The following is an 18,181-nucleotide window of genomic DNA, read 5'->3' as shown; positions in this document are numbered from 1 at the left end:
GAGTCGCAGTGTGTGGGGTGCAGCCTGGGCCGCGGCGGTGGGCGCAGAGTGACAGAACCACGTCACTCCGGCGGGGGTGAGGTCACTTTGTGCTGGAGGGGGCGGCCGGGGCGGATCCCACGCGGTAGGAACGTTCCGGTCCGGTCCCGTTGACCTCCCAGCCACCGAGCAGCCGGGCCCGGTAGATCAGGGGGTTGTGGTTGGCCAGCACGCGGGCGTTGCGCCAGTGCCGGTCCAACCGCTTCGTCTGACTGAGGGCGGAGGCCCCGCCCACCTCGAAGAGCTGGGTGGCGGCGGCCAGAACGGTCTTCGCGATGACCTGCTGGGCCTGGTAGACGCGCACGTACAGCTCGTCCACGTCCACCTCCGGCAACTGTTCGCCCGCCGTCAGGGCCGCCTCCTGTTCCAGGACCCCGCCGAGCGCGGTGACCACGGAGTCGTAGGCCGCCCGCGCACCGAAGCCGGCGGCCGAGAGCTCGCCCACCACCTGCAGCACCTGGGAGTCCTCTCGCGGCAGCTCGGCGGTGCCATGGCTGAAGGACCTGCGGCGGCCGCGCACATACTCCGCCCCGTCCCGGACGATCGCCTCGGCGATGCCGGTCAGCGCGGCCAGGTGCAGGAACTGCCAGCTGGCCTGGCCGGTGGCCACGCGGGTGCCGTCATCCAGCCCGCCGGCGTAGACCTCCGCGGCCGCCACCGGGGTGTTCGCGAACACCGTGGTGCCGGAGGCCGTCAGCTGCTGGCCGAAGCCGTCCCAGTCGTCCAGCAGGGTCACGCCCTCCGCGTCCACCGGCACCGTGGCGGCGATCTCCTCACCGGCGGCATCCACCGCGGCCACGATGATCCAGTCGGCGTACAACGTGCCCGTGGAGTAGTACTTGGTCCCGTTCAGCCGCCAGGTCCCCTCCTCGTCCCGGATCAGGGTGGTGGTCCCCTCCCCCACCGAGTTGTTGATCTCCGTAATGGCATTCCCGACGACGGCCCCCGCGCCGAGGCGGCGCAGCCACCGGTCCCGCAGGGCCTCGTCCGGGTGGCCCAGCAGGTTCTCCTGGTTGATCAGATGTGCGCGCAGCGCCTGGACCAGGTTCGAGTCGGCCGCGGCCAGTTCTACGATCAGCGGGGCCTGCTCGGCGAAGGTGAGTCCGGATCCCCCGTACTCCACGGGCACCCGCAGGGCGGTGAACCCGGCAGCGGCCAGGGCTCGCACGGCGCCGCGGTCGATGTGCCGGTCCGCCTCGCGTTGGGCGGCGCTGGCCGCGATCTCGGCGAAGACCGGTGCCAGGCGTTCACGGGCAGCCCGGTAGGCCTCGGAGCCGTGATGGGGACGGGTGGACAGGGTGCACAGGGTGGTGGCAGTCATCATGCTCCTGTGGTGGTCGAGGCGGGGGTGGAGTTGCGGGCCGTGGAGTGGAATGGCGGGATGGCACCGTTGATGCGGTAGTTGCCGATCGCCTGGGTGCGGTAGATCAGCGGCGTGTGGCTGGCCACGGTGCGGGCGTTGAGCCAGTGCTGGTGCAGCTGCTTCGAGGCATCGGTGGCCGAGGCGCCTCCGGATTCGAAGATCTGGTTCGTGACGTCCAGGATCAGCTCGGACACCACGAGCGAGGCCTCAGACAGCGCGATGTTCGCACGGGCATGCGCCTCGAGGACCACCGGATCCTCCAGGTCGGTGTGGCCGCGGACCTGGCGGTAGGACTCCTCCACGGTGGCCGCCGCGCCCCGCACGATCTGCCGGGCGGCGGTGACCTTCGCGGAGACGGACCCGATGACCTGGTGCACCAGCGGGTCCTCTGCCGGCGTCTCGGCCGTCGCGTGGTCATAGGTACGACGCCGGCCCCGGACGAAGTCGGTGATGTCCGCCAGGGCGGTGGTCCCGATTCCGGCCTGCGTGGCCGTCAGGACGATCCACAGCACCGTGTAGGCCAGCACGCCTGTGGGCACGTTGAACTCCTGGGTGCGCTGGGCCTGCACGGGGACGTTGTCGAACGTGGTGGTCCCGGAGGCCGTGAGCCGCTGGCCGAAGCCGTTCCAGTCGTCGATGCGGTGCACTCCTGGGTCTCGGGCGTCGACGATCGCGAAGACCGGCCCGTTCTCCTCCAGCCCGGGGCGCACGGCGGAGACCAGGAGGTAGTCGGTGAAGATCGCCCCGGTGGAGTAGAACTTGTCTCCACTGATCCGGGCCACCTCCGTGGTCCCCGTGGCAGCGGCCGATTGAACGGTGTCCGGGTCCGCGTCGATCCAGTGCACGGGGCGCTTGCCGGCGGACGGCGGCAGCTCCACGAGTGCGTTGCCGAAGATCCTGCCCGCGGCCACCTCGGCCAGCCACCACTCGGAGACCGCACCCTGGGACTCGTTCTCGTGCTGCTCGGTGAACATGAAGTGCCCGTGCAGGGCCTGGGGCAGGTTGGGATCCGCGGCGGCCAGACCCACCAACAGGTCCGCCAACTGAGGCAGGCTCGCCCCGATGCCGCCGTACTCGCGGCCCAGGCGGGCCCGGGTGAAGCCTGAGCCGCGCAGGTACTCGATGGCTGCGAAGGCCAGTTCGTGGTCCTGCTCGCGCTGGGCGGCTCCCGCCGCGACGGCCGCGAAGACCGGGGCGAAGTGCTCAGCGAGTTGGACGTCCGTGGGCCCGTCCGGCCCGGTGGCCGCGCGCAGCTCCTCGAACGTGGGCAGCGAACCGGACGGGCCGACGTCGTGGGGGTGTGTACCGGCGGTGTCTGCGGTGGTGTTCGTCATGGCAGTCCCTCATCATCCATGGCACTCCGGAGACGCGAGGTCAGGAACGTGGCGTCGCCAGGACCTTCACGGTCTGGAGGACACGCCTTCTCGGTGGTGCCGTACTTGCCCCGCGGCGGTCGCCGGGGGCCGAATCATCACCTGGAGCACCCCACTACGGAGAGAGGGTTGCCGTCCGGCCAGCCAGGGCTTCGCACCGGATCTCGTGATTCCGAGGTCAACACTAGGGAGGTGGGCCGGGCTCGCCAACCATGACGTCATGAACTGTTCCGTGCCGTCATCTCTCCGCCCGAGAGGGCCGATTCACGCCCCAAGCGGCACCAACCGCTCCACTGTGACGGCTGATGACGTGGGAGAGTCATCCGCTTGACCGGGTACCCCACGCCACGCTCCCCCACCCCTGCCGTGAGTGGTCAATTGCGGTGGCGCTTCAGCGGCGGACCGCCACTCGAACTGACCACCCACGGCGGGGTTGTGCAGCGGGGTTGTGCGGCAGGGTTGTCAGGTGCCGAACGACTTCACCAACCGGGCCGGGGCCGTGAGCCGATAACTCGTCTCCAGCCATTCGGCGGCCTCCGCCCAACCTTCGTCCTCGCCCTCCGCCGCCGGGTCCAGATCCGAGAGATCGAGGGCGAACCATCCGGAGGCACCGAGGTAGGCCGGCCGGAACGCCCGGGGATCCTGGGCCAGGACGTCGGCGTCTGACCCCTCGGCCCGGATCACGAGGGCCCGGGGGAACTGGAGATAGCTGCGCCCCTCCTCGCCGGGGATCCCACCGGGTGGCAGCCGCGAACCGTCCGCCGCCGTCTGCGGGGAGCCGGAATCGCTGCCCTTGACCGAACTCCCGTAGTAGGCGAACACCTTCTGGGTGAAGAAGGCCGGCCGGCCGTGGGACACCTTCATCCGGGCCTTGGGGAGGGCCAGTGCCAGGGAGCGGACGCGCTGGAAGTGAGGGTCGCCGTCGTCGTACATCTGGGGATGAGCCATCGCCCCAGTGTCCTGCGGTGCTACGGGGCCGGTGAAGTCCTCGGTCCCCGCCGCCCCCGCTGAGTGGTCCATTGCCGTGGTGTTCCGAGCCACGAACCCCACAACAACTGACCACTCACGGCAACTGACCACTCAGGGCAGCTGGGGCGCAGCGCGAACCGCACACCCGCCGGACCGCCCTCAGGCGACGTAGGCGGGCTCGGCCCTCTTGACCCGGCCGATGACCCACATGGTCACCGGGGCGAAAACGATCTCCACCAAGGACTTGAAGAGGAAGCCCACGAGCACGTAGTTGAGGAAGGTCGGCAGGTCAGTGATGCCGATGACGCCGGCCGCGATGGAGCAGAAGATCAGGGTGTCCAGGAACTCGCCCACCAGGGTGGAGACGGCCAGCCGGCCGAACAGCAGCTTCTCGCCGGAGCGCCGCTTCATCCGGACCATGAGCCAGGCGTTGGCGAGTTGGCCGATCAGGAAGCCGAGCAGGGAGGCCAGCACGATCAGGGGCACGGGGGCCAGGGTGCGGACGAGGGCGTCCTGCCCGTCATACCACTCGGCACCCGGCAGGGCGATGATGATCCAGAAGCAGACCGCCGCGAAGACCGAGAGCGCGAAGGTGGTCACGATGGCCCGGCGCGAGGCCTTGAAGCCGTAGACCTCGGAGACCACGTCCCCCACGATGTAGGCCAGGGGGAAGAGGAAGAAGCCACCGTCCATGACGATCGGCCCGAACATGATGCCCTTGGAGGCTCCGAGGTTGGACAGGATCAGCACCACGGCCATGATGGCGGTGAAGATCGCGTAGAGCCCGGTGCTGGTGGGGGCGAAGCGGGCTGCGGAGGCAGGGGCGGTGTTGTTCACGGGGATCCTCGGGTGGTGGTTCGCGGGGCCGGCACCACGAGGGCAGGCCTGCTGTATTAGCACTCACTGCATCCGGACGCGGCGGTTCGGTCTCTCTCGACCCCGCTCACACCTGCTGCCCCAGGTGACGCCCGAACGGTCCCCCATTCTTCCACAACGGGGCAGCGTTCCCCCCGATGGCCCGACCATCCCCGCGCCGATCCCTACGGCCATAGCCATAGCCCCGCAGACTGTCTATCATTTTGTTGACAATCTTGTTCAATATCCAAGCCACCCAGAAGCACCGCGTCTGACAGGAGCACGTCCATGACCGAGCGCATCCGCGACATCGCCCACCTCTCCACGGTGGAGCTGTACACCCCGAAGTTCGAGGAGTCCCTCTGGTTCTTCCGGGACCTGCTGGCCATGCGGGAGGTCGGACGCACCACGGAGAACGGTGAGGAGTCCGCCTACCTGCACTGCTGGGACGACTACGAGACCTACTCCATCAAGCTCACCGCCAAGTCCCACGCCGGCGTCGGCCGCGTGGCCTGGCGCGCCCAGAGCCCCGAGGCGCTCGAGCGCATGGTGGCCCGGATAGAGGCCACCGGTCTGGGTGAGGGCTGGGTGGACGGGGAGATGGGCCGCGGCCGCACCTTCCGCTACCGCAATCCGGACCAGCACCTGATGGAGGTGTACTTCGACACCGAGTGGTACGCGGCGGACGACACCGACCGGCCGGCCCTGAAGAACCAGGCCGCCAAGTTCCCCGGCTTCGGCGCCAACGCCCGCCGCCTGGACCATATCAACTACCTGACCTCGGACATGGCCGGCGTCTGCGACTTCACCGAGAACGTGATGGGCGGCTACACCACCGAGTTCATCCAGCTCGACGACGGCGACGTGGGCGGACACTGGTTCACCTTCGGCCAGAAGTCCTATGACATGGTCTACTCCGATGACTGGACGGGCACCCCGGGCCGCCTGCATCACCTCGCCTTCGCCTCGGACACCCGCGAGGACATCCTCAAGGCCGCGGACATCTTCCTGGAGAACGGCGTCTTCATCGAGTACGGCCCCTACAAGCACGCCATCCAGCAGGGCTTCTTCCTCTATGTGTGGGAGCCGGGCGGCAACCGGATCGAGCTGGCCAACCAGGGATCCCGTCTGATCCTGGCCCCGGACTGGAAGCCGATCCCGTGGTCCCAGGGCGAGCGCGCGAAGGGCCAGGCCTGGGGCATGAAGACCATCCCGACCTTCCACACCCACGGCACCCCGGTGGTCGAGGACTCGGACGCCACCGCCAACCCGCACGGCTGAGCCACCAGATCCCAGAGTTACGATCACGCTAGTCGCCGGGTCCCTCGGCGTTTCTCAACGGCTAGCGTGCTCGTAACCCCCGGGGGTGGGGTCAGAAGCCGATCTCGGCGCGCTGCTTCATCTCCGCCGCATGCTTGGCCTCGGCCTTGAGTAGCACCTCGGCCGCACGGGACCACGGGACCACCGCGACGCCGTCGTCATCGCCCAGCACCAGGTCACCGGGGTTCACCACCACGGTCCCGACGGCGGCCGCCACCTCGGCCTGGAACGGCCCGTTGCGGTAGGGACCGGCCGGTGTGGTGCCCCGGGCGAAGACCGGGAACCGCATCTGCTCCAGGTCCACCGCGTCCCGCACACTGGCGTCCAGCACGAAGCCGACGCAACCGCGGGCCATGGACCGGCCGGCGATCAGCTCGCCGATCAGCGCGCGGTGGGTGGCGCCCTGGCCGTTGACCACCAGCACGTCGCCCGGCTCCAGGGTGGGGATGACCTCGTGGATGCCGAGGTTGTCCCCGCCGGCCACCGTCACCGGGACGGCGCGGCCGGCCATGCGGACCCCGGCAGAGGGCCACACCGACTGGATGCCGGAGTCCACCACGTTGAGGCGGTCCATGGCATCGCCCACGTTGGCCACCGGCAGGGCGGCGAAGCGCTCGATCAGTTCGGATTCGGTCAGCTCAGCCGGCTCACTCACAGGGAGGCCACCACGTTCGGCACCAGGCGCATGAAGGCCTCGGCCTGGCGGATCTCCTTGTTGCCGGTGACCTTGCGGGCATGGTTGCCGCGGTGTTCGGCGCGCTCGGCGTAGTACGTCTGCAGGTAGGCCTGGGCCTTCATCTCCGCCATGGCGGCCTTCTTCTGCTCGAACACGGAGGTGATGTCCACGAAGACGGAGGGCACGAATCCGCACAGTTCGGGCTGATGCGGCTCGAAGACGAGGAACTCGCTCGGAGGGGCGGTCTTGAACCCGGACTCCACACCGGCACCGGAGGTCATCAGCCGGGCCTTCTGGACCATCTGGTAGGCCACCGGGTGGTCCGGGTTGAAGGGGTCCTGGTCCGGGTGGGTCAGCACCACGGTCGGGGCGAAGTCGCGCATCAGCTCGGCCAGGCGCTCGATGTCCGAGTGGTCGTTGACCAACGGGTAGTCGCCCAGGTCGAAGGCTTCGAAGGAGGCACCGAGGTGCTGGGAGGCGCGCTCCGCCTCGCCGTGGCGGATCTTCTTGACGTTCTCCTCGGTCTGGCCCTCCTCCTGCCACAGCACACCGGACTCTCCGCGCTCACCGTAGGTCAGGGCCACGACCTTGGCCTCGCCTCCGGCCTGCACGAAGGCGGCCACGGCACCCGCCGCGCGCCAGACGAAGTCGGCGGAGTGGGCGCCGACCACCAGGAGGCGGCCGGCGGAGCGGTCAAGGGCGGGGATGGTGGTCATCAGGGGTCCTTTCGGGACGGGGGGGGTGGGGTTGCACCGGCCGAGTCGAGAATCACGACGGCGGCCGGGCGGGTTCTCAGCGCAGGTGCGCCGGGGCATCCGGCAGGGGTTCGGCCCCGGCCAGGTATCGGGAGTTGTGGACGGTCATCAGCCGGATCTCGGAGTCCGTGTAGCCCTCGGTCAGCATCAGGTCCGCCACGATGCCGAGGCCGTCCTCCACGGGCGGGTTGAAGGGCTGGCCGAGGTCCGTGGAGATCACGGAGTGCTCCACGCCGGCCCCGCGGATGTTCGCATGCCAGGTCTCCCAGGAGACCTTTCCGGTCAGCGGCGTGGTCAGGCACCGCTCCAGGAAGACACCCTGCTCGGCGAGCGCACGCTGGGAGTCCAGCCCCATGCGCTGGGACGTGAACTCGGGGTGGGTGACCACGATCTTCTCCACCCCGGCCGCCCGCGCTGCGGGGACGAGCGCCGAGGACTCATCCGTGTGTAGGTGTCCGGTGGCCAGGACCATCGAGTGCTTCGCCATGACCTGCAGCACCTGGCCGGTGGCCCGCGTGGGCGTTCCATCCGCCTCGAGCACCTGCACCGCCTCGGCCCTCATCCCGGCGTCCTCCAGGTCCTGCTGCAGCCGGGCCCACATCGGAGGGGTGGCCCCCTCCGGCTCCTCGGCGAGGCAGGAGCGCTGGTTGTCCGAGTCCACGGTGGGGAACCAGACCACCTTCGCCCCGCCGCGGCCGGCGATCTCCACGGCCACGGGGTTCATGCCGCCCACCGAGGCGTTCAACGTGATGGCGCCCAGCGCCTGGACCTCGGGGACCGTGGCCCGGACGTGCTCGGCACGCTCCGCCGTCGGGACGTAGTGGGACTTGATGACGAAGCCGGCCAGGCCCAGGTCCCGGAAGCGCGCCGCCAGGTCCAGGTCACTGATCCGCCGCTTCATCACGTCTGGGGCCACGTGAACGTGCAGGTCATAGGCCCCCTGGACGAGAGCCCGGGCGCGGGCGGAGGGCACCGGATGGTCAGCTGGCTCGGTCATGCCCTCAGCGTAGACAATTGCCCGCAGGATTGCCACCAAAATTGTTGACAATCCAACCGTCTATGACCATAGTGAACAGGGTCGTGATGCAGTTCACAGACCAGCGCACAACGTGACCAGATCCGAGAAAGGCTGGGCTCCTTGTCCTCGACCCCCTCTCCCACCAACTCCACCCTCAGCGCCAACGCCGCCCCGCGGCCGGGCGGCGCGATGGCCCCCACCCCCGCCGAGCAGCGCAAGGTCCTCGGCGCCAGCTTCATGGGCACCGCCATCGAGTGGTACGACTTCTTCATCTACGGCTCGGCCGCCGCACTGATCTTCGGCCCGCAGTTCTTTCCGAGCGAGGACCCCATCGCCGGCACGCTCGCGGCCTTCGCCACCTTCGCGGTCGGGTTCATCGCCCGTCCCATCGGCGGGCTGGCGGCCGGCCACTTCGGCGACCAGATCGGCCGGAAGAAGATGCTGCTGATCACCATGCTGGTGATGGGAGGTGCCACCGTGGGCATCGGCCTGTTGCCCAACTTCGAGACGATCGGCGTCTGGGCACCCATCCTGCTGGTCGTCCTGCGCTTCATCCAGGGCCTGGGCGTGGGCGGTGAGTGGGGCGGCGCCGTGCTGATGGCCGTCGAATACGCCCCGCGCAACCGCCGCGCCCTGTTCGGCGCCTTCCCCCAGATGGGGCTGCCCGTCGGCATCATCGTCTCCAACCTGGTGTTCATCCTGGTGACGGCGACCCTGGCACCCGAGGCCTTCCAGGCCTGGGGCTGGCGGGTGCCGTTCCTGCTCTCGGCCCTGTTGATCGTGGTGGCCCTCTACCTGCGGTTCAAGGTCGAGGACTCGCCGGTCTTCCAACAGACCCAGGAGAAGGACCAGGTGCACCGCTTCCCGCTCGGCGAACTGCTGCGCCACCACGGCGGCACCACGGTACTGGCGGGTCTGGCCTCGGCCGCCTCACCGGCCATCGGCTACCTCTACTCGGTGTACATGCTCTCCTATGGCACCGAGGCCCTCGGACTGCCGCAACCCACCATGCTGTGGCTGATCGTCGGCGGTGCCGGCATCCACCTGGCCACCGTGCTGCTGGGGGCGGTCCTGGCGGACCGGTTCCGGCAGAAACCCGTCTTCGTGGCCGGAGCGGCCCTGGTGGTCCTGGGCGCGTTCCCGTTCTTCTGGCTCGTGGACACGGCCCAGCCCGTGCTCATCCTGCTGGGCTTCGGCCTGGTCCTGCTGGCCCAGTCCCTCATGGCCGGCCCGCAAGCGGCCCTCGTGGCAGAGCTCTTCCCGGCCAACATCCGGTACTCCGGGGCCTCCACGGCCTACCAGATCGGCTCGATCGTCGGCGGCGGCTTCGCCCCGCTCATCGCCACCAGCCTGTACGCGAGCTTCGGCGCCTCCTGGCCCATCTCGCTGTACATCCTGGCCCTCGGCGCACTGGCCCTGGTGACCATCCTGCCGCTGAAGGTCGGCCGGTTCGACGCCTCCTGGGAGAGCTCGCGGTAGCTGCGGGGGCCGGTGTTCCGCGCGGCGGAAAGACACCTCGGCAATGTCAGCACGGGCGGCCACAATGGACCGGACCCAGACCATCTGTCCACACCGACCGGAGGAACCATGACCACCCAGCCCCTCGAGGACCTGCGCCAGACCCTCGCCGCGGACGGCTACATCCTGTCCATCGACGAGTCCGGCGAGCGGATGGATGCACGGATCAGCGCCGAGGACGGCGTCTGTGGCGACTGCCTGGTGCCGAAGAACCTCATGACCCTGATGATCTCCAACGCCACCGGCACCCAGGCGGATGCCATTGACCTCACCTACCCCACGGAGATCGGCGACGACGGCCAGCTCCTCTGAGCGGTCACCGCACCCCCGGCGGTGCCGGCCGCCGAACCCCCACAGGCCGCCGAACCCCCACAGGAAGGGCCCCGGAACCTTGACGGTTCCGGGGCCCTTCCCGTCTCGCACCCTCCGGCCCGGGAGCACCCGCGGGCCGGAGGAGACCTTCAGCTACGGCACCGGACGGGCCTCACTGCTCCACCCAGACCCGGTCATACAGGACTCCCGAGTTGACCACCAGGGCGGGGATCGGGGTGGTTAGCCCGGGTCCGTGGACGCCCTCGCGGACCACCTGGGCCGGGGAGAAGGCCATCCCGAAGGGCCCGTAGGCCTCATCCGAGATGATCTTCGCCGCCTGCCGGTACAGCTCGGCGCGCTCGTCCTGGTCCACCGTGGAGGCGGCATCCAACAGCACCTGGTCCAGCTCCGTGTTCAGGTTCTCCTCAAGGGCCTGCGTGGCGGACTCGGCCCCGTCCGGCAGGGGGGTCCCGCTGAAGGGGGAGGTGGAACCGAACCGTACCTGCACGCCGATCCCGGCGGCCGGTTCCCAGGCACCTGCAGTCTGGAGCATGGACTCCCATTCACCGGACGTGAACTTGGTGATCACATCCCCCAGGGGCTTGGAGTCGATCGTGACATCGATGCCGGCCTCCTGCCACTGCGTCTGCAGGGCGGTGGTGACCTGGCGGGCGGTGACGATGTCCGTGGTGCCCAGTTCCACGGTCAACCCGCCGAGCTCCTTCACCAACTCCTTGGCCTTCTCCACGTCATAGGTGCGGTAGCCCTCGACCTCCGGCTCGTAGAAGAGCCCGCCCGAGGCCGTGAAGGACTGGGACATATCCCCCTGGCCACCGAACAGGCCCTCGTTGATCGCCTCGAAGTCGGTGGCGTAGTAGATGGCCTCCCGCGCCTTCTGGTCATCGAACGGGGCCTGCCGCGTGTTCAGCTGGATCACGTACGGCGAGGTCGGCGCCCCGAGGGTGGTGGTCAGGTTCGGGTTCTCCTGGGCCTGATTGATCAGCGTCACGGAGCTCAGCCCCTCGATCACGTCACCCTGCCCGGCCTGCAGTGTCTGGTAGAGCACCTGGTCACCGCCGACCGACTGGAAGGACAGCTCGTCCAGGTAGGGCAGCCCCTCCTTGAAGTAGTCCTCGTTCTTGGTCAGCTCCAGCCGTTCCGAGAGCCGGTTCGCCTCCACGGTGAACGGGCCGGCGGCCACCGGGGCCTGCCCATAGGCCTCCGCACCCATCTCCTTGTAGGCCGTGGGTGAACCGATCAGGTTCAGGCTCGTGGAGGGCATGGCATTGACGAACGCCCCGTTGGCCACGGAGAAGTGGACCTCGAACGTGAGGTCGTCCACGGCCTGGATGGCTCCGAGACGTTGCTCGATCACGGCCTCGTCCACATCCTCCGGCAGGGCCGCGTAGAGGTCCTCCAGGAACTGCGGGTCCAGGTCCGGCATCTCGCGCTCGAGGTCCAGTTCCAGCTGAGGGGCACCGGTACTGCCGGAGCTGAGGTGCCGGATCCAATTCCAGACCACGGCCTCAGCATTCAGCGGGGTGCCGTCCGAGAAGGTGATGCCCTCGCGCAGCTTCACGGTCAGGGTGAGACCGTCCTCGGAGAACTCGTAGCTCTCAGCCTGGTCCGGCACGATCTCGGCGTTCTCACCGTTCTCATCCGCCTCCAGGCTGAACAGGCCGCCGAAGATCGCGTAGTTCTGCGGCACATTGGCACCGACAGTGTTGGAGATGGACGGGTCCAGCCCGGTGGACCAGCCGCCGGCGAAACCGGCGTCCAGGAGCACTGTGAGGTCGCCGCCGGCCTGCGGCTCACCGACCTCGGCGGCGGCCTCGTTGGTGCCGCCGTCCGGCTCCGGGCCGCCGCAACCGGCGAGGACGAGACTGAGGCTGGCCGCCAGGGCCAGGGTGCCGAGGAGACCGCGGCGCGGAACCTTCGGGCGGGTGGTGGTGTTCATGACGACTCCCAGGTGGACGGTGATGGAGATTGGCCCGGTGTGAGGTAGATCACCACGGGTTGCTGGGAAGTCTCCCGCAGCCCGAGGGAAGGCTCTATGCACCTTCCGTCGGGTAGAAGGCGCTAGGCCGTGGCCGCCGCGGCAGCTGCCGCCGGGTGCCCGTTGGTGGGCCGCCCCTGGTCATCGAGGGGGAAGTGGCAGGCCACCTGACCGCCGCCGTCGCACGGGGTGAGGACGGGCTCGACCTCGGCGCAGACGGCCTGGGCCAGGGGGCACCGGGTCCGGAACCGGCAGCCCGAGGGCGGGTCCAGTGGGCTGGGCACGTCCCCGGGCAGGGTGACCGGCCGCTTGACGATGCCGGTCTCGGGGTCCAGCCCGGGGACCGAGTCCAGGAGGGCGCGCGTGTAGGGGTGGCGGGGGGTCTCGTACATCCGGTCCGAGGGGGCGATCTCCGCCAGCTGCCCGAGGTAGAGCACGGCCACCCGGTCACTGACCTGCTTGACCGTGGCCAGGTCATGGGCGATGAACAGGTAGGACAGCCCCAGTTCCACCCGCAGTTTCTCGAACAGGTTGATCACCTGGGCCTGGATGAGCACATCGAGGGAGGAGATCGCCTCGTCACAGATGATCACCGCAGGGTCCAGGGAGATGGCCCGGGCGATGGCCACCCGCTGCGCCTGACCGCCGGAGAGCTCCATGGGCCGGCGCCGCAGATAGAGGTCCGCGTCCAGCCCCACCAGCTCCAGGAGCTCGCGGACCTTGGCCCGCCGCTGGTCCCGAGTCAGCGAGCGGTGACTGTCCAGGGGTTCGGCCACCACATCCTCGATCCGCCACCGCGGGTTCAGCGAGCTGAAGGGGTCCTGATAGACCATCTGGAAATTGGCCCAGACCTTCTTCAGCTCCTTGCGGTCCAGTTCCGTCAGGTCCCGGTCCTGGAACATCACGGTGCCGGACTTCGGCCGATCCACCTGGATGACGGCGCGGGCCAGGGTGGACTTGCCGGAACCGGTCTCCCCCACGATCCCGAGGGTCTCCCCCGGCATCAGGTCGAAGGAGATGTCGGACACCGCGTGGACCACGCCCTCCTTCACCCCGCCCGGGCCGCGACTCTCGAACTCCTGCACGATGTTCCGCACGGACAGCAGCGGTTCGCTCATGGTTGCGTCTCCTCTCGGGGTTCCTCCGCGGCAGGGGCAGAGGCAGGGGCCAGCGCCCCGGTCACCGGGTTCCAGCAGGCATACCAGTGGCCGGGTTCGTGTTCCTCCAGCGCCGGCGCGGTCTCGCAGGTCTCGGTGGCGCGGACACACCGAGGCCGGAACGGGCAGCCCTCGATCCGCTGGGTGGGATCCGGCGGATGGCCGCCGATCACCGTCAGTGCGGAGTGCGAGGGCCGGGACACCTGCGGGATCGCCTCCAGCAGCGCCCGCGTGTACGGCATCCGGACGTTGGAGAAGAGCTCGGAGGTCTGGGCCTGCTCCACCACCTGCCCGGCGTACATCACCAGCACCTCGTCCGCGTAGCTGGCGGCCAGCCCCAGATCGTGGCTGATCATGATCACGGCGGTGCCCAGTCGCTCCCGCAGGTCCACGAGCAGTTCCATGATCTGGGCCTGGGTGGTCACGTCCAGGGCCGTGGTGGCCTCGTCGGCGATCAGGACCTTGGGGTCCGAGGCCAGGGCGATGGCGATCATGACGCGCTGGCGCATGCCGCCGGAGAGCTGGTGCGGGTACTGGTGGAACCGCTTCTCCGGCGCGGGCAGCCGCACCAGCTTGAGCAGTTCGATCGCCCGCTCGGCGGCCTGCCTGCGGCCCAGCGGGCGGTGGGTGCGCACGGATTCCACGATCTGCGCCCCCACGGACATGGTGGGGTTCAGGGACCGCGCCGGGTCCTGGAAGACCATGGAGATCTCCTGACCCCGGACCATCCGCATCTTCTTGTCGCTCAGGCCCACGAGTTCCCGGCCTTCGAGGTCCGCGGAACCGGAGACCTTGGCGCTGGGTGGCAGCAGGCCCATCAACGCACGGACGGTCACGGACTTGCCGGACCCCGATTCTCCGATGATGGCCAACATCTTCCCGGGCCGGACGTTGAAGGAGACGCCCTTGGCGGCTCGGATGCGCCGGCCGGCCCGGGTGAACGTCACGCGTAGGTCGCGGACCTTGAGGATGGGCTGGTCCCCGGCACCGTCTGCAGGGGCCGGTTCGGGTGTCATGGTCATGGTCGTGCTCATCGCCCACTCATTTCGTCACGGACGTTCTCACCCAGCAGGTTGAAGGACAGCACCGTGGCCAGGAGGGCCAGGCTGGGCCACAGCACCAGCAGCGGGGTTGCGGACATGGACTGCTGCCCCTCGAAGATCATGTTGCCCCAACTGGGTGCCGGTGGCGGGATACCCAGCCCGAGGAAGCTCAGGGCACCCTCGGTGACGATCACGATGCCCATGCCGAGCATGGCGAAGTTCAGCATCTGCGGCGTGATGTTCGGTGCCACGTGCCGCAGCAGGATGCGCCAGGCCGGGCTACCACTGAGCTCTGCGGCCTGCAGGTACGGCATGGTCATCACCCGCAGGGTGGCCGAGCGGGCCACGCGGGCCACGGCCGGGATGCTGAACGCGGTCAGCGCCAGGACGGTATTCGGCACGCTCGGCCCCAGCGCCTGGGCGATGAAGATGGTCAGGACCAGGGAGGGGAACGCGATGAACACGTCCAGCACGCGCATGATCAGGTTGTCCATCCGCCCACCGACGTAGCCGGACAGCGCACCGATGCCGCCACCCACCACGAGGCCGATGACGTTGACCGAGAGCGCCACGATCAGGGAGGACTGACCGCCGTGCAGCAGCCGGGCCAGCACGTCATTGCCGTTGATGTCCGTGCCCAGCGGGTGTCCCGGGCTTCCCGGGGGCAGAGCGCTCTCGAGCACGCTGCCACCCACTGGCGAGGGGACCGGAAACACGTACGGGGCCACGAAGCAGGCCAGCAGCAGCAGGGCCACGAAGGCCAGCGGCAGGCCGACCACCAGCCGCTGTCTGATCCGGCCCCAGCGCAGGTCGGAGTCGTCATGGGCATCGGTCGGGACGGCGAGCAGCGCGGGGGCTTCAGTGACTGCCATAACGGATCCTTGGGTCGAGGACGGCGTACATCAGATCGACGACGAGGTTGGCCAGGACGGCCACGGCGGCGAAGATGAACACGCACATCTGCACCACGGCGGTGTCCGCGGACATGGCGCCCTCGAGCATCATCATGCCCATCCCGGGCATCGCGAAGATCTGCTCGATGATGACCGTGCCGCCCACGAGCGTGCCGATGTTCAGGCCCACGATGGTCAGCAGGCCGAAGGAGGAGTTCCGGAAGGCGTGCAGCCAGAGCACGAGGCCCGGGCGGACACCCTTGGAGCGTGCGGTGTCCACGTAGTCGGCGGAGTTCATCTGCTCCACGAGGTCACCGCGCAGGAAGCGCGTGTAGAAGGCTGCCAGGGGGACCGCGAGGGCCAGCACGGGCAGGATCACCGACCGGAGGTTGGGTATCAGTCCGTCCTCCAGCGGGACGAATCCGATGGCCGGCAGCATCCGCAGGGTGATCCCGAAGACCAGGACCAGCAGCATGGCCAATACGAAGTTCGGGACGGCCAGCATGGTCATGGCCACCACCATGGTGGCCCGATCGAACAGTCCGCCGGGCTTGCGGGCGGCCATCAGGGCCACCGGGATGGCGATGCCGAGGGAGACCACGAAGGCGAGGATGACCAGTTCCAGGGTCACGGGTGCCCGGTCGGCGATCATGGACGCCACGGACTGCCCACTCACCGACGACTGTCCCAGGTCACCCCGGAACAGGGCGAACAACCAGCCGAAGTAGCGCTCCGGAGCGGGCCGGTCCAGGCCCATGCGCTGGCGCACGGCCTCCACCTGCTCCTCGGAGGCGTCCATGCCGGCCTGGTTGCGTGCCGGGTCTCCGGGCATCAGCTCCAGCAGGATGAAGACCAGGACGCTGATGGCTAGTAACAGCGGGATGGTCATCAGCAGCCGCCGGCCGAACAGCCTCAGCAGGGGCGAACCACTGCCCTTGGAGCTGCCTCGGCCACTGCGCGCGCGGTCCGGTGCCGCTGGACCCTGTGGCCCTTCCGGTGCGGGGCGGGTGGCGGTGTCCGTCACTGCTCCACCCACACGCGCTCATAGATGACCCCGGGGTTGACCGCGAGGGCAGGGATCGGGGTGGTCAGCCCGGGTCCGTGGACGCCCTCGCGGACCACCTGGGCCGGGGAGAACGCGATGCCGAAGGGACCGTAGGCCTCATCCGAGATCATCTTCGCCGCCTGCTGGTACAGCTCGGCGCGCTCGTCCTCGTCCACTGTGGCCGCGGCGTCCTGGATCACCTGGTCCAGCTCGGTCTGCAGTCCCCCCTCCAGGGCCTCGGCCGCGGTGGCCGCGCCCTCCGGCAGCGGTGTTCCGCTGTAGGTGGAGGTGGACCCGAAGCGGACACCCACGCCGATTCCCGCGGCGGGGTCCCAGGCGCCGGCGGTCTGGAGCATGGACTCCCACTCCCCTGTGCCGAACTTGGTGATCACGTCCCCCAGGGGCTTGGAGTCGATCGTCACGTCGATCCCGGCCTCCTGCCACTGGGTCTGCAACGCCGTGGTCACCTGACGGGCCGTGACGATGTCCGTGGTGCCCAACTCGACGGTCAGTCCGCCGATCTCCTCGACGAGCTCCTGGGCCTTCTCCGGGTCATAACTGCGGTATCCCTCGACCTCGGGTTCGTGGAACAGGCCGCCCGAGGCGGTGAAGGACTGACTGACGTCCCCCTCGCCGCCGAACAGACCCTCGTTGATCGCCTCGAAGTCGGTGGCGTAGTAGATGGCCTCTCGTGCCTTCTGGTCATCGAATGGGGCCTGCCGCGTGTTCAGCTGAATCACGTACGGCGAGGTGGGGGCGCCCAGGGTCGTGGTGACCTGGGGATTGGACTGGGCCTGCTGGATCAGGGTGAGGGAGCTGAGCCCCTCGATCGCGTCACCCTGACCGGCCTGCAACGTCTGGTACATGACCTGGTCTCCCGCGATGGACTGGAAGGACAGCTCGTCCAGGTAGGGCAGCCCCTCCTTGAAGTAGTCCTCGTTACGGTCCAGGTCGAGCCGCTCACTGATGCGGTTCGCCTCCACGGTGAACGGGCCGGCCGCCACGGGAGCCCGGCTGAATTCCTCGGCGCCCTGTTCCTGATAGGCCGTGGGCGAGGCGATCAGGTTCAGGTTGTTGTACGGCATCGCATTGACCAGGGCACCGTTGGGGGTGGCGAGATGAAGTTGGACCGTCAGGTCATCCACGGCCTGGATGGCTCCGAGACGCTGCTCGATCACGGCTTCGTCCACGTCCTCCGGCAGGGCTGCGTAGAGGTCTTCCAGGAACTGCGGGTCCAGGTCCGGCATCTCGCGCTCGAGGTCCAAGTCCAATTGGGGGGCACCCGTGCTACCGGAACTGAGGTTGCGGATCCAGTTCCAGACCACGGCCTCGGCATCCAGCGGGGTGCCGTCCGAGAAGGTGATGCCCTCGCGCAGCTTCACGGTCAGGGTGAGCCCGTCCTCGGAGAACTCGTAGCTCTCGGCCTGCTGGGGCACGATCTCGGCGTTCTCACCGTTCTCGTCCGCCTCCAGGCTGAACAGGCCGCCGAAGACCGCCGAGTTCAGGGACTGGTTCGCCCCCACCGAGTTGGAGGTGGCCGGGTCCAGGCCGGTATCCCAGCTCCCGGAGTATCCGGCGTCCAGCAGCACCGTGAGGTCGCCGCCGGCCTGCGGCTCACCGACCTCGGAGGAGGTGTTGACGTTGGTCCCGCCGTCGGATCCGCAACCGGCCAGGACGAGGCCCAGGCTGGCCGCCAGGGCCGCGGTTCCCATCAGGGCCCGGCGTGGGCGAGGCTGGCGTGGGCTGTGCTGGCGTGGAATCAGGTTCATGGTGGCTCCCCACGATGGTGGATGTCTGGACGATGGGTGTGAGCTACTGCACACCTGCTCTCCGCTCAGTCTGTCCGAGT

At 68.8% G+C, this 18,181-nt stretch carries 16 protein-coding genes and 1 riboswitch; of the genes, 3 read left to right on the top strand and 13 right to left on the bottom strand.

Annotated features, from left to right (window positions below):
• Positions 1-82: 82 nt before the first annotated feature.
• The 4 genes from IMT31_RS11205 to IMT31_RS11190 form a co-directional block, all read right to left on the bottom strand.
• Positions 83-1,360 carry an acyl-CoA dehydrogenase family protein gene (locus IMT31_RS11205; RefSeq protein WP_413542826.1) on the bottom strand — a complete coding sequence of 426 codons (1,278 nt, stop codon included), beginning with the start codon at positions 1,358-1,360 and terminating at the stop codon, positions 83-85.
• The gene (locus tag IMT31_RS11200; protein WP_413542825.1) at positions 1,360-2,736 is read right to left on the bottom strand and encodes an acyl-CoA dehydrogenase; all 1,377 of its coding nucleotides are present in this window, start codon (positions 2,734-2,736) and stop codon (positions 1,360-1,362) included. Before IMT31_RS11200 ends, IMT31_RS11205 begins: the two co-directional genes overlap by 1 nt.
• Before the next feature lie 96 nt (positions 2,737-2,832).
• Positions 2,833-2,947: riboswitch (SAM riboswitch) on the bottom strand.
• A 290-nt stretch (positions 2,948-3,237) separates the two neighbouring features.
• The gene (locus tag IMT31_RS11195) at positions 3,238-3,723 is read right to left on the bottom strand and encodes an MmcQ/YjbR family DNA-binding protein (protein WP_413542824.1); all 486 of its coding nucleotides are present in this window, start codon (positions 3,721-3,723) and stop codon (positions 3,238-3,240) included.
• Between the two features lie 180 nt (positions 3,724-3,903).
• A complete protein-coding gene (locus tag IMT31_RS11190) occupies positions 3,904-4,581 on the bottom strand; it encodes a queuosine precursor transporter (RefSeq protein ID WP_413542823.1) in 678 nt (225 codons plus the stop codon).
• Between the two features lie 306 nt (positions 4,582-4,887).
• Between IMT31_RS11190 and IMT31_RS11185 the strand changes: the two genes are divergently transcribed.
• The gene (locus IMT31_RS11185) at positions 4,888-5,880 is read left to right on the top strand and encodes a VOC family protein (RefSeq protein ID WP_345355921.1); all 993 of its coding nucleotides are present in this window, start codon (positions 4,888-4,890) and stop codon (positions 5,878-5,880) included.
• Between the two features lie 91 nt (positions 5,881-5,971).
• On the opposite strand, the gene IMT31_RS11180 is transcribed toward IMT31_RS11185, so the two are convergent.
• The 3 genes from IMT31_RS11180 to IMT31_RS11170 form a co-directional block, all read right to left on the bottom strand.
• On the bottom strand, positions 5,972-6,574 hold the full coding sequence (locus tag IMT31_RS11180; RefSeq protein WP_413542822.1) for an RraA family protein: 603 nt from the start codon (positions 6,572-6,574) through the stop codon (positions 5,972-5,974).
• Complete coding sequence (locus IMT31_RS11175) at positions 6,571-7,311, bottom strand: PIG-L deacetylase family protein (RefSeq protein ID WP_413542821.1); 741 nt, start codon at positions 7,309-7,311, stop codon at positions 6,571-6,573. The genes IMT31_RS11180 and IMT31_RS11175 overlap by 4 nt, the downstream gene beginning before the upstream one ends.
• Positions 7,312-7,387: 76 nt before the next feature.
• Positions 7,388-8,347: a DUF6282 family protein gene (locus IMT31_RS11170; protein ID WP_345355930.1), complete on the bottom strand. Its 960-nt coding sequence runs from the start codon at positions 8,345-8,347 to the stop codon at positions 7,388-7,390.
• 141 nt (positions 8,348-8,488) lie between these two features.
• Between IMT31_RS11170 and IMT31_RS11165 the strand changes: the two genes are divergently transcribed.
• Together IMT31_RS11165 and IMT31_RS11160 are read left to right on the top strand one after the other, a co-directional pair.
• Complete coding sequence (locus IMT31_RS11165; protein WP_345355933.1) at positions 8,489-9,847, top strand: MFS transporter; 1,359 nt, start codon at positions 8,489-8,491, stop codon at positions 9,845-9,847.
• A 108-nt stretch (positions 9,848-9,955) separates the two neighbouring features.
• Entirely contained in the window at positions 9,956-10,198 is a 243-nt protein-coding gene (locus IMT31_RS11160) for a hypothetical protein (RefSeq protein WP_413542820.1), read from the top strand.
• Between the two features lie 172 nt (positions 10,199-10,370).
• Here the strand turns inward: IMT31_RS11160 and IMT31_RS11155 are convergent, their stop codons facing one another.
• The 6 genes from IMT31_RS11155 to IMT31_RS11130 form a co-directional block, all read right to left on the bottom strand.
• Complete coding sequence (locus IMT31_RS11155) at positions 10,371-12,155, bottom strand: ABC transporter substrate-binding protein (protein WP_413542819.1); 1,785 nt, start codon at positions 12,153-12,155, stop codon at positions 10,371-10,373.
• Positions 12,156-12,277: 122 nt separating this feature from the next.
• Entirely contained in the window at positions 12,278-13,312 is a 1,035-nt protein-coding gene (locus IMT31_RS11150; RefSeq protein ID WP_413542818.1) for an ABC transporter ATP-binding protein, read from the bottom strand.
• Entirely contained in the window at positions 13,309-14,385 is a 1,077-nt protein-coding gene (locus tag IMT31_RS11145) for an ABC transporter ATP-binding protein (RefSeq protein WP_413542817.1), read from the bottom strand. The genes IMT31_RS11150 and IMT31_RS11145 overlap by 4 nt, the downstream gene beginning before the upstream one ends.
• Positions 14,382-15,266, bottom strand: a complete 885-nt coding sequence (locus IMT31_RS11140) for an ABC transporter permease (RefSeq protein WP_413542816.1) — start codon at positions 15,264-15,266, stop codon at positions 14,382-14,384. The genes IMT31_RS11145 and IMT31_RS11140 overlap by 4 nt, the downstream gene beginning before the upstream one ends.
• Positions 15,253-16,311, bottom strand: a complete 1,059-nt coding sequence (locus tag IMT31_RS11135) for an ABC transporter permease (RefSeq protein ID WP_413542815.1) — start codon at positions 16,309-16,311, stop codon at positions 15,253-15,255. Before IMT31_RS11135 ends, IMT31_RS11140 begins: the two co-directional genes overlap by 14 nt.
• A complete protein-coding gene (locus tag IMT31_RS11130; RefSeq protein ID WP_413542814.1) occupies positions 16,308-18,101 on the bottom strand; it encodes an ABC transporter substrate-binding protein in 1,794 nt (597 codons plus the stop codon). The genes IMT31_RS11135 and IMT31_RS11130 overlap by 4 nt, the downstream gene beginning before the upstream one ends.
• Between the last annotated feature and the right edge of the window lie 80 nt (positions 18,102-18,181).

This window comes from Citricoccus nitrophenolicus (assembly GCF_047305825.1).
Classification (GTDB): Bacteria; Actinomycetota; Actinomycetes; order Actinomycetales; family Micrococcaceae; genus Citricoccus; species Citricoccus nitrophenolicus.
This window is presented reverse-complemented; position numbering and strand designations above follow the sequence as displayed.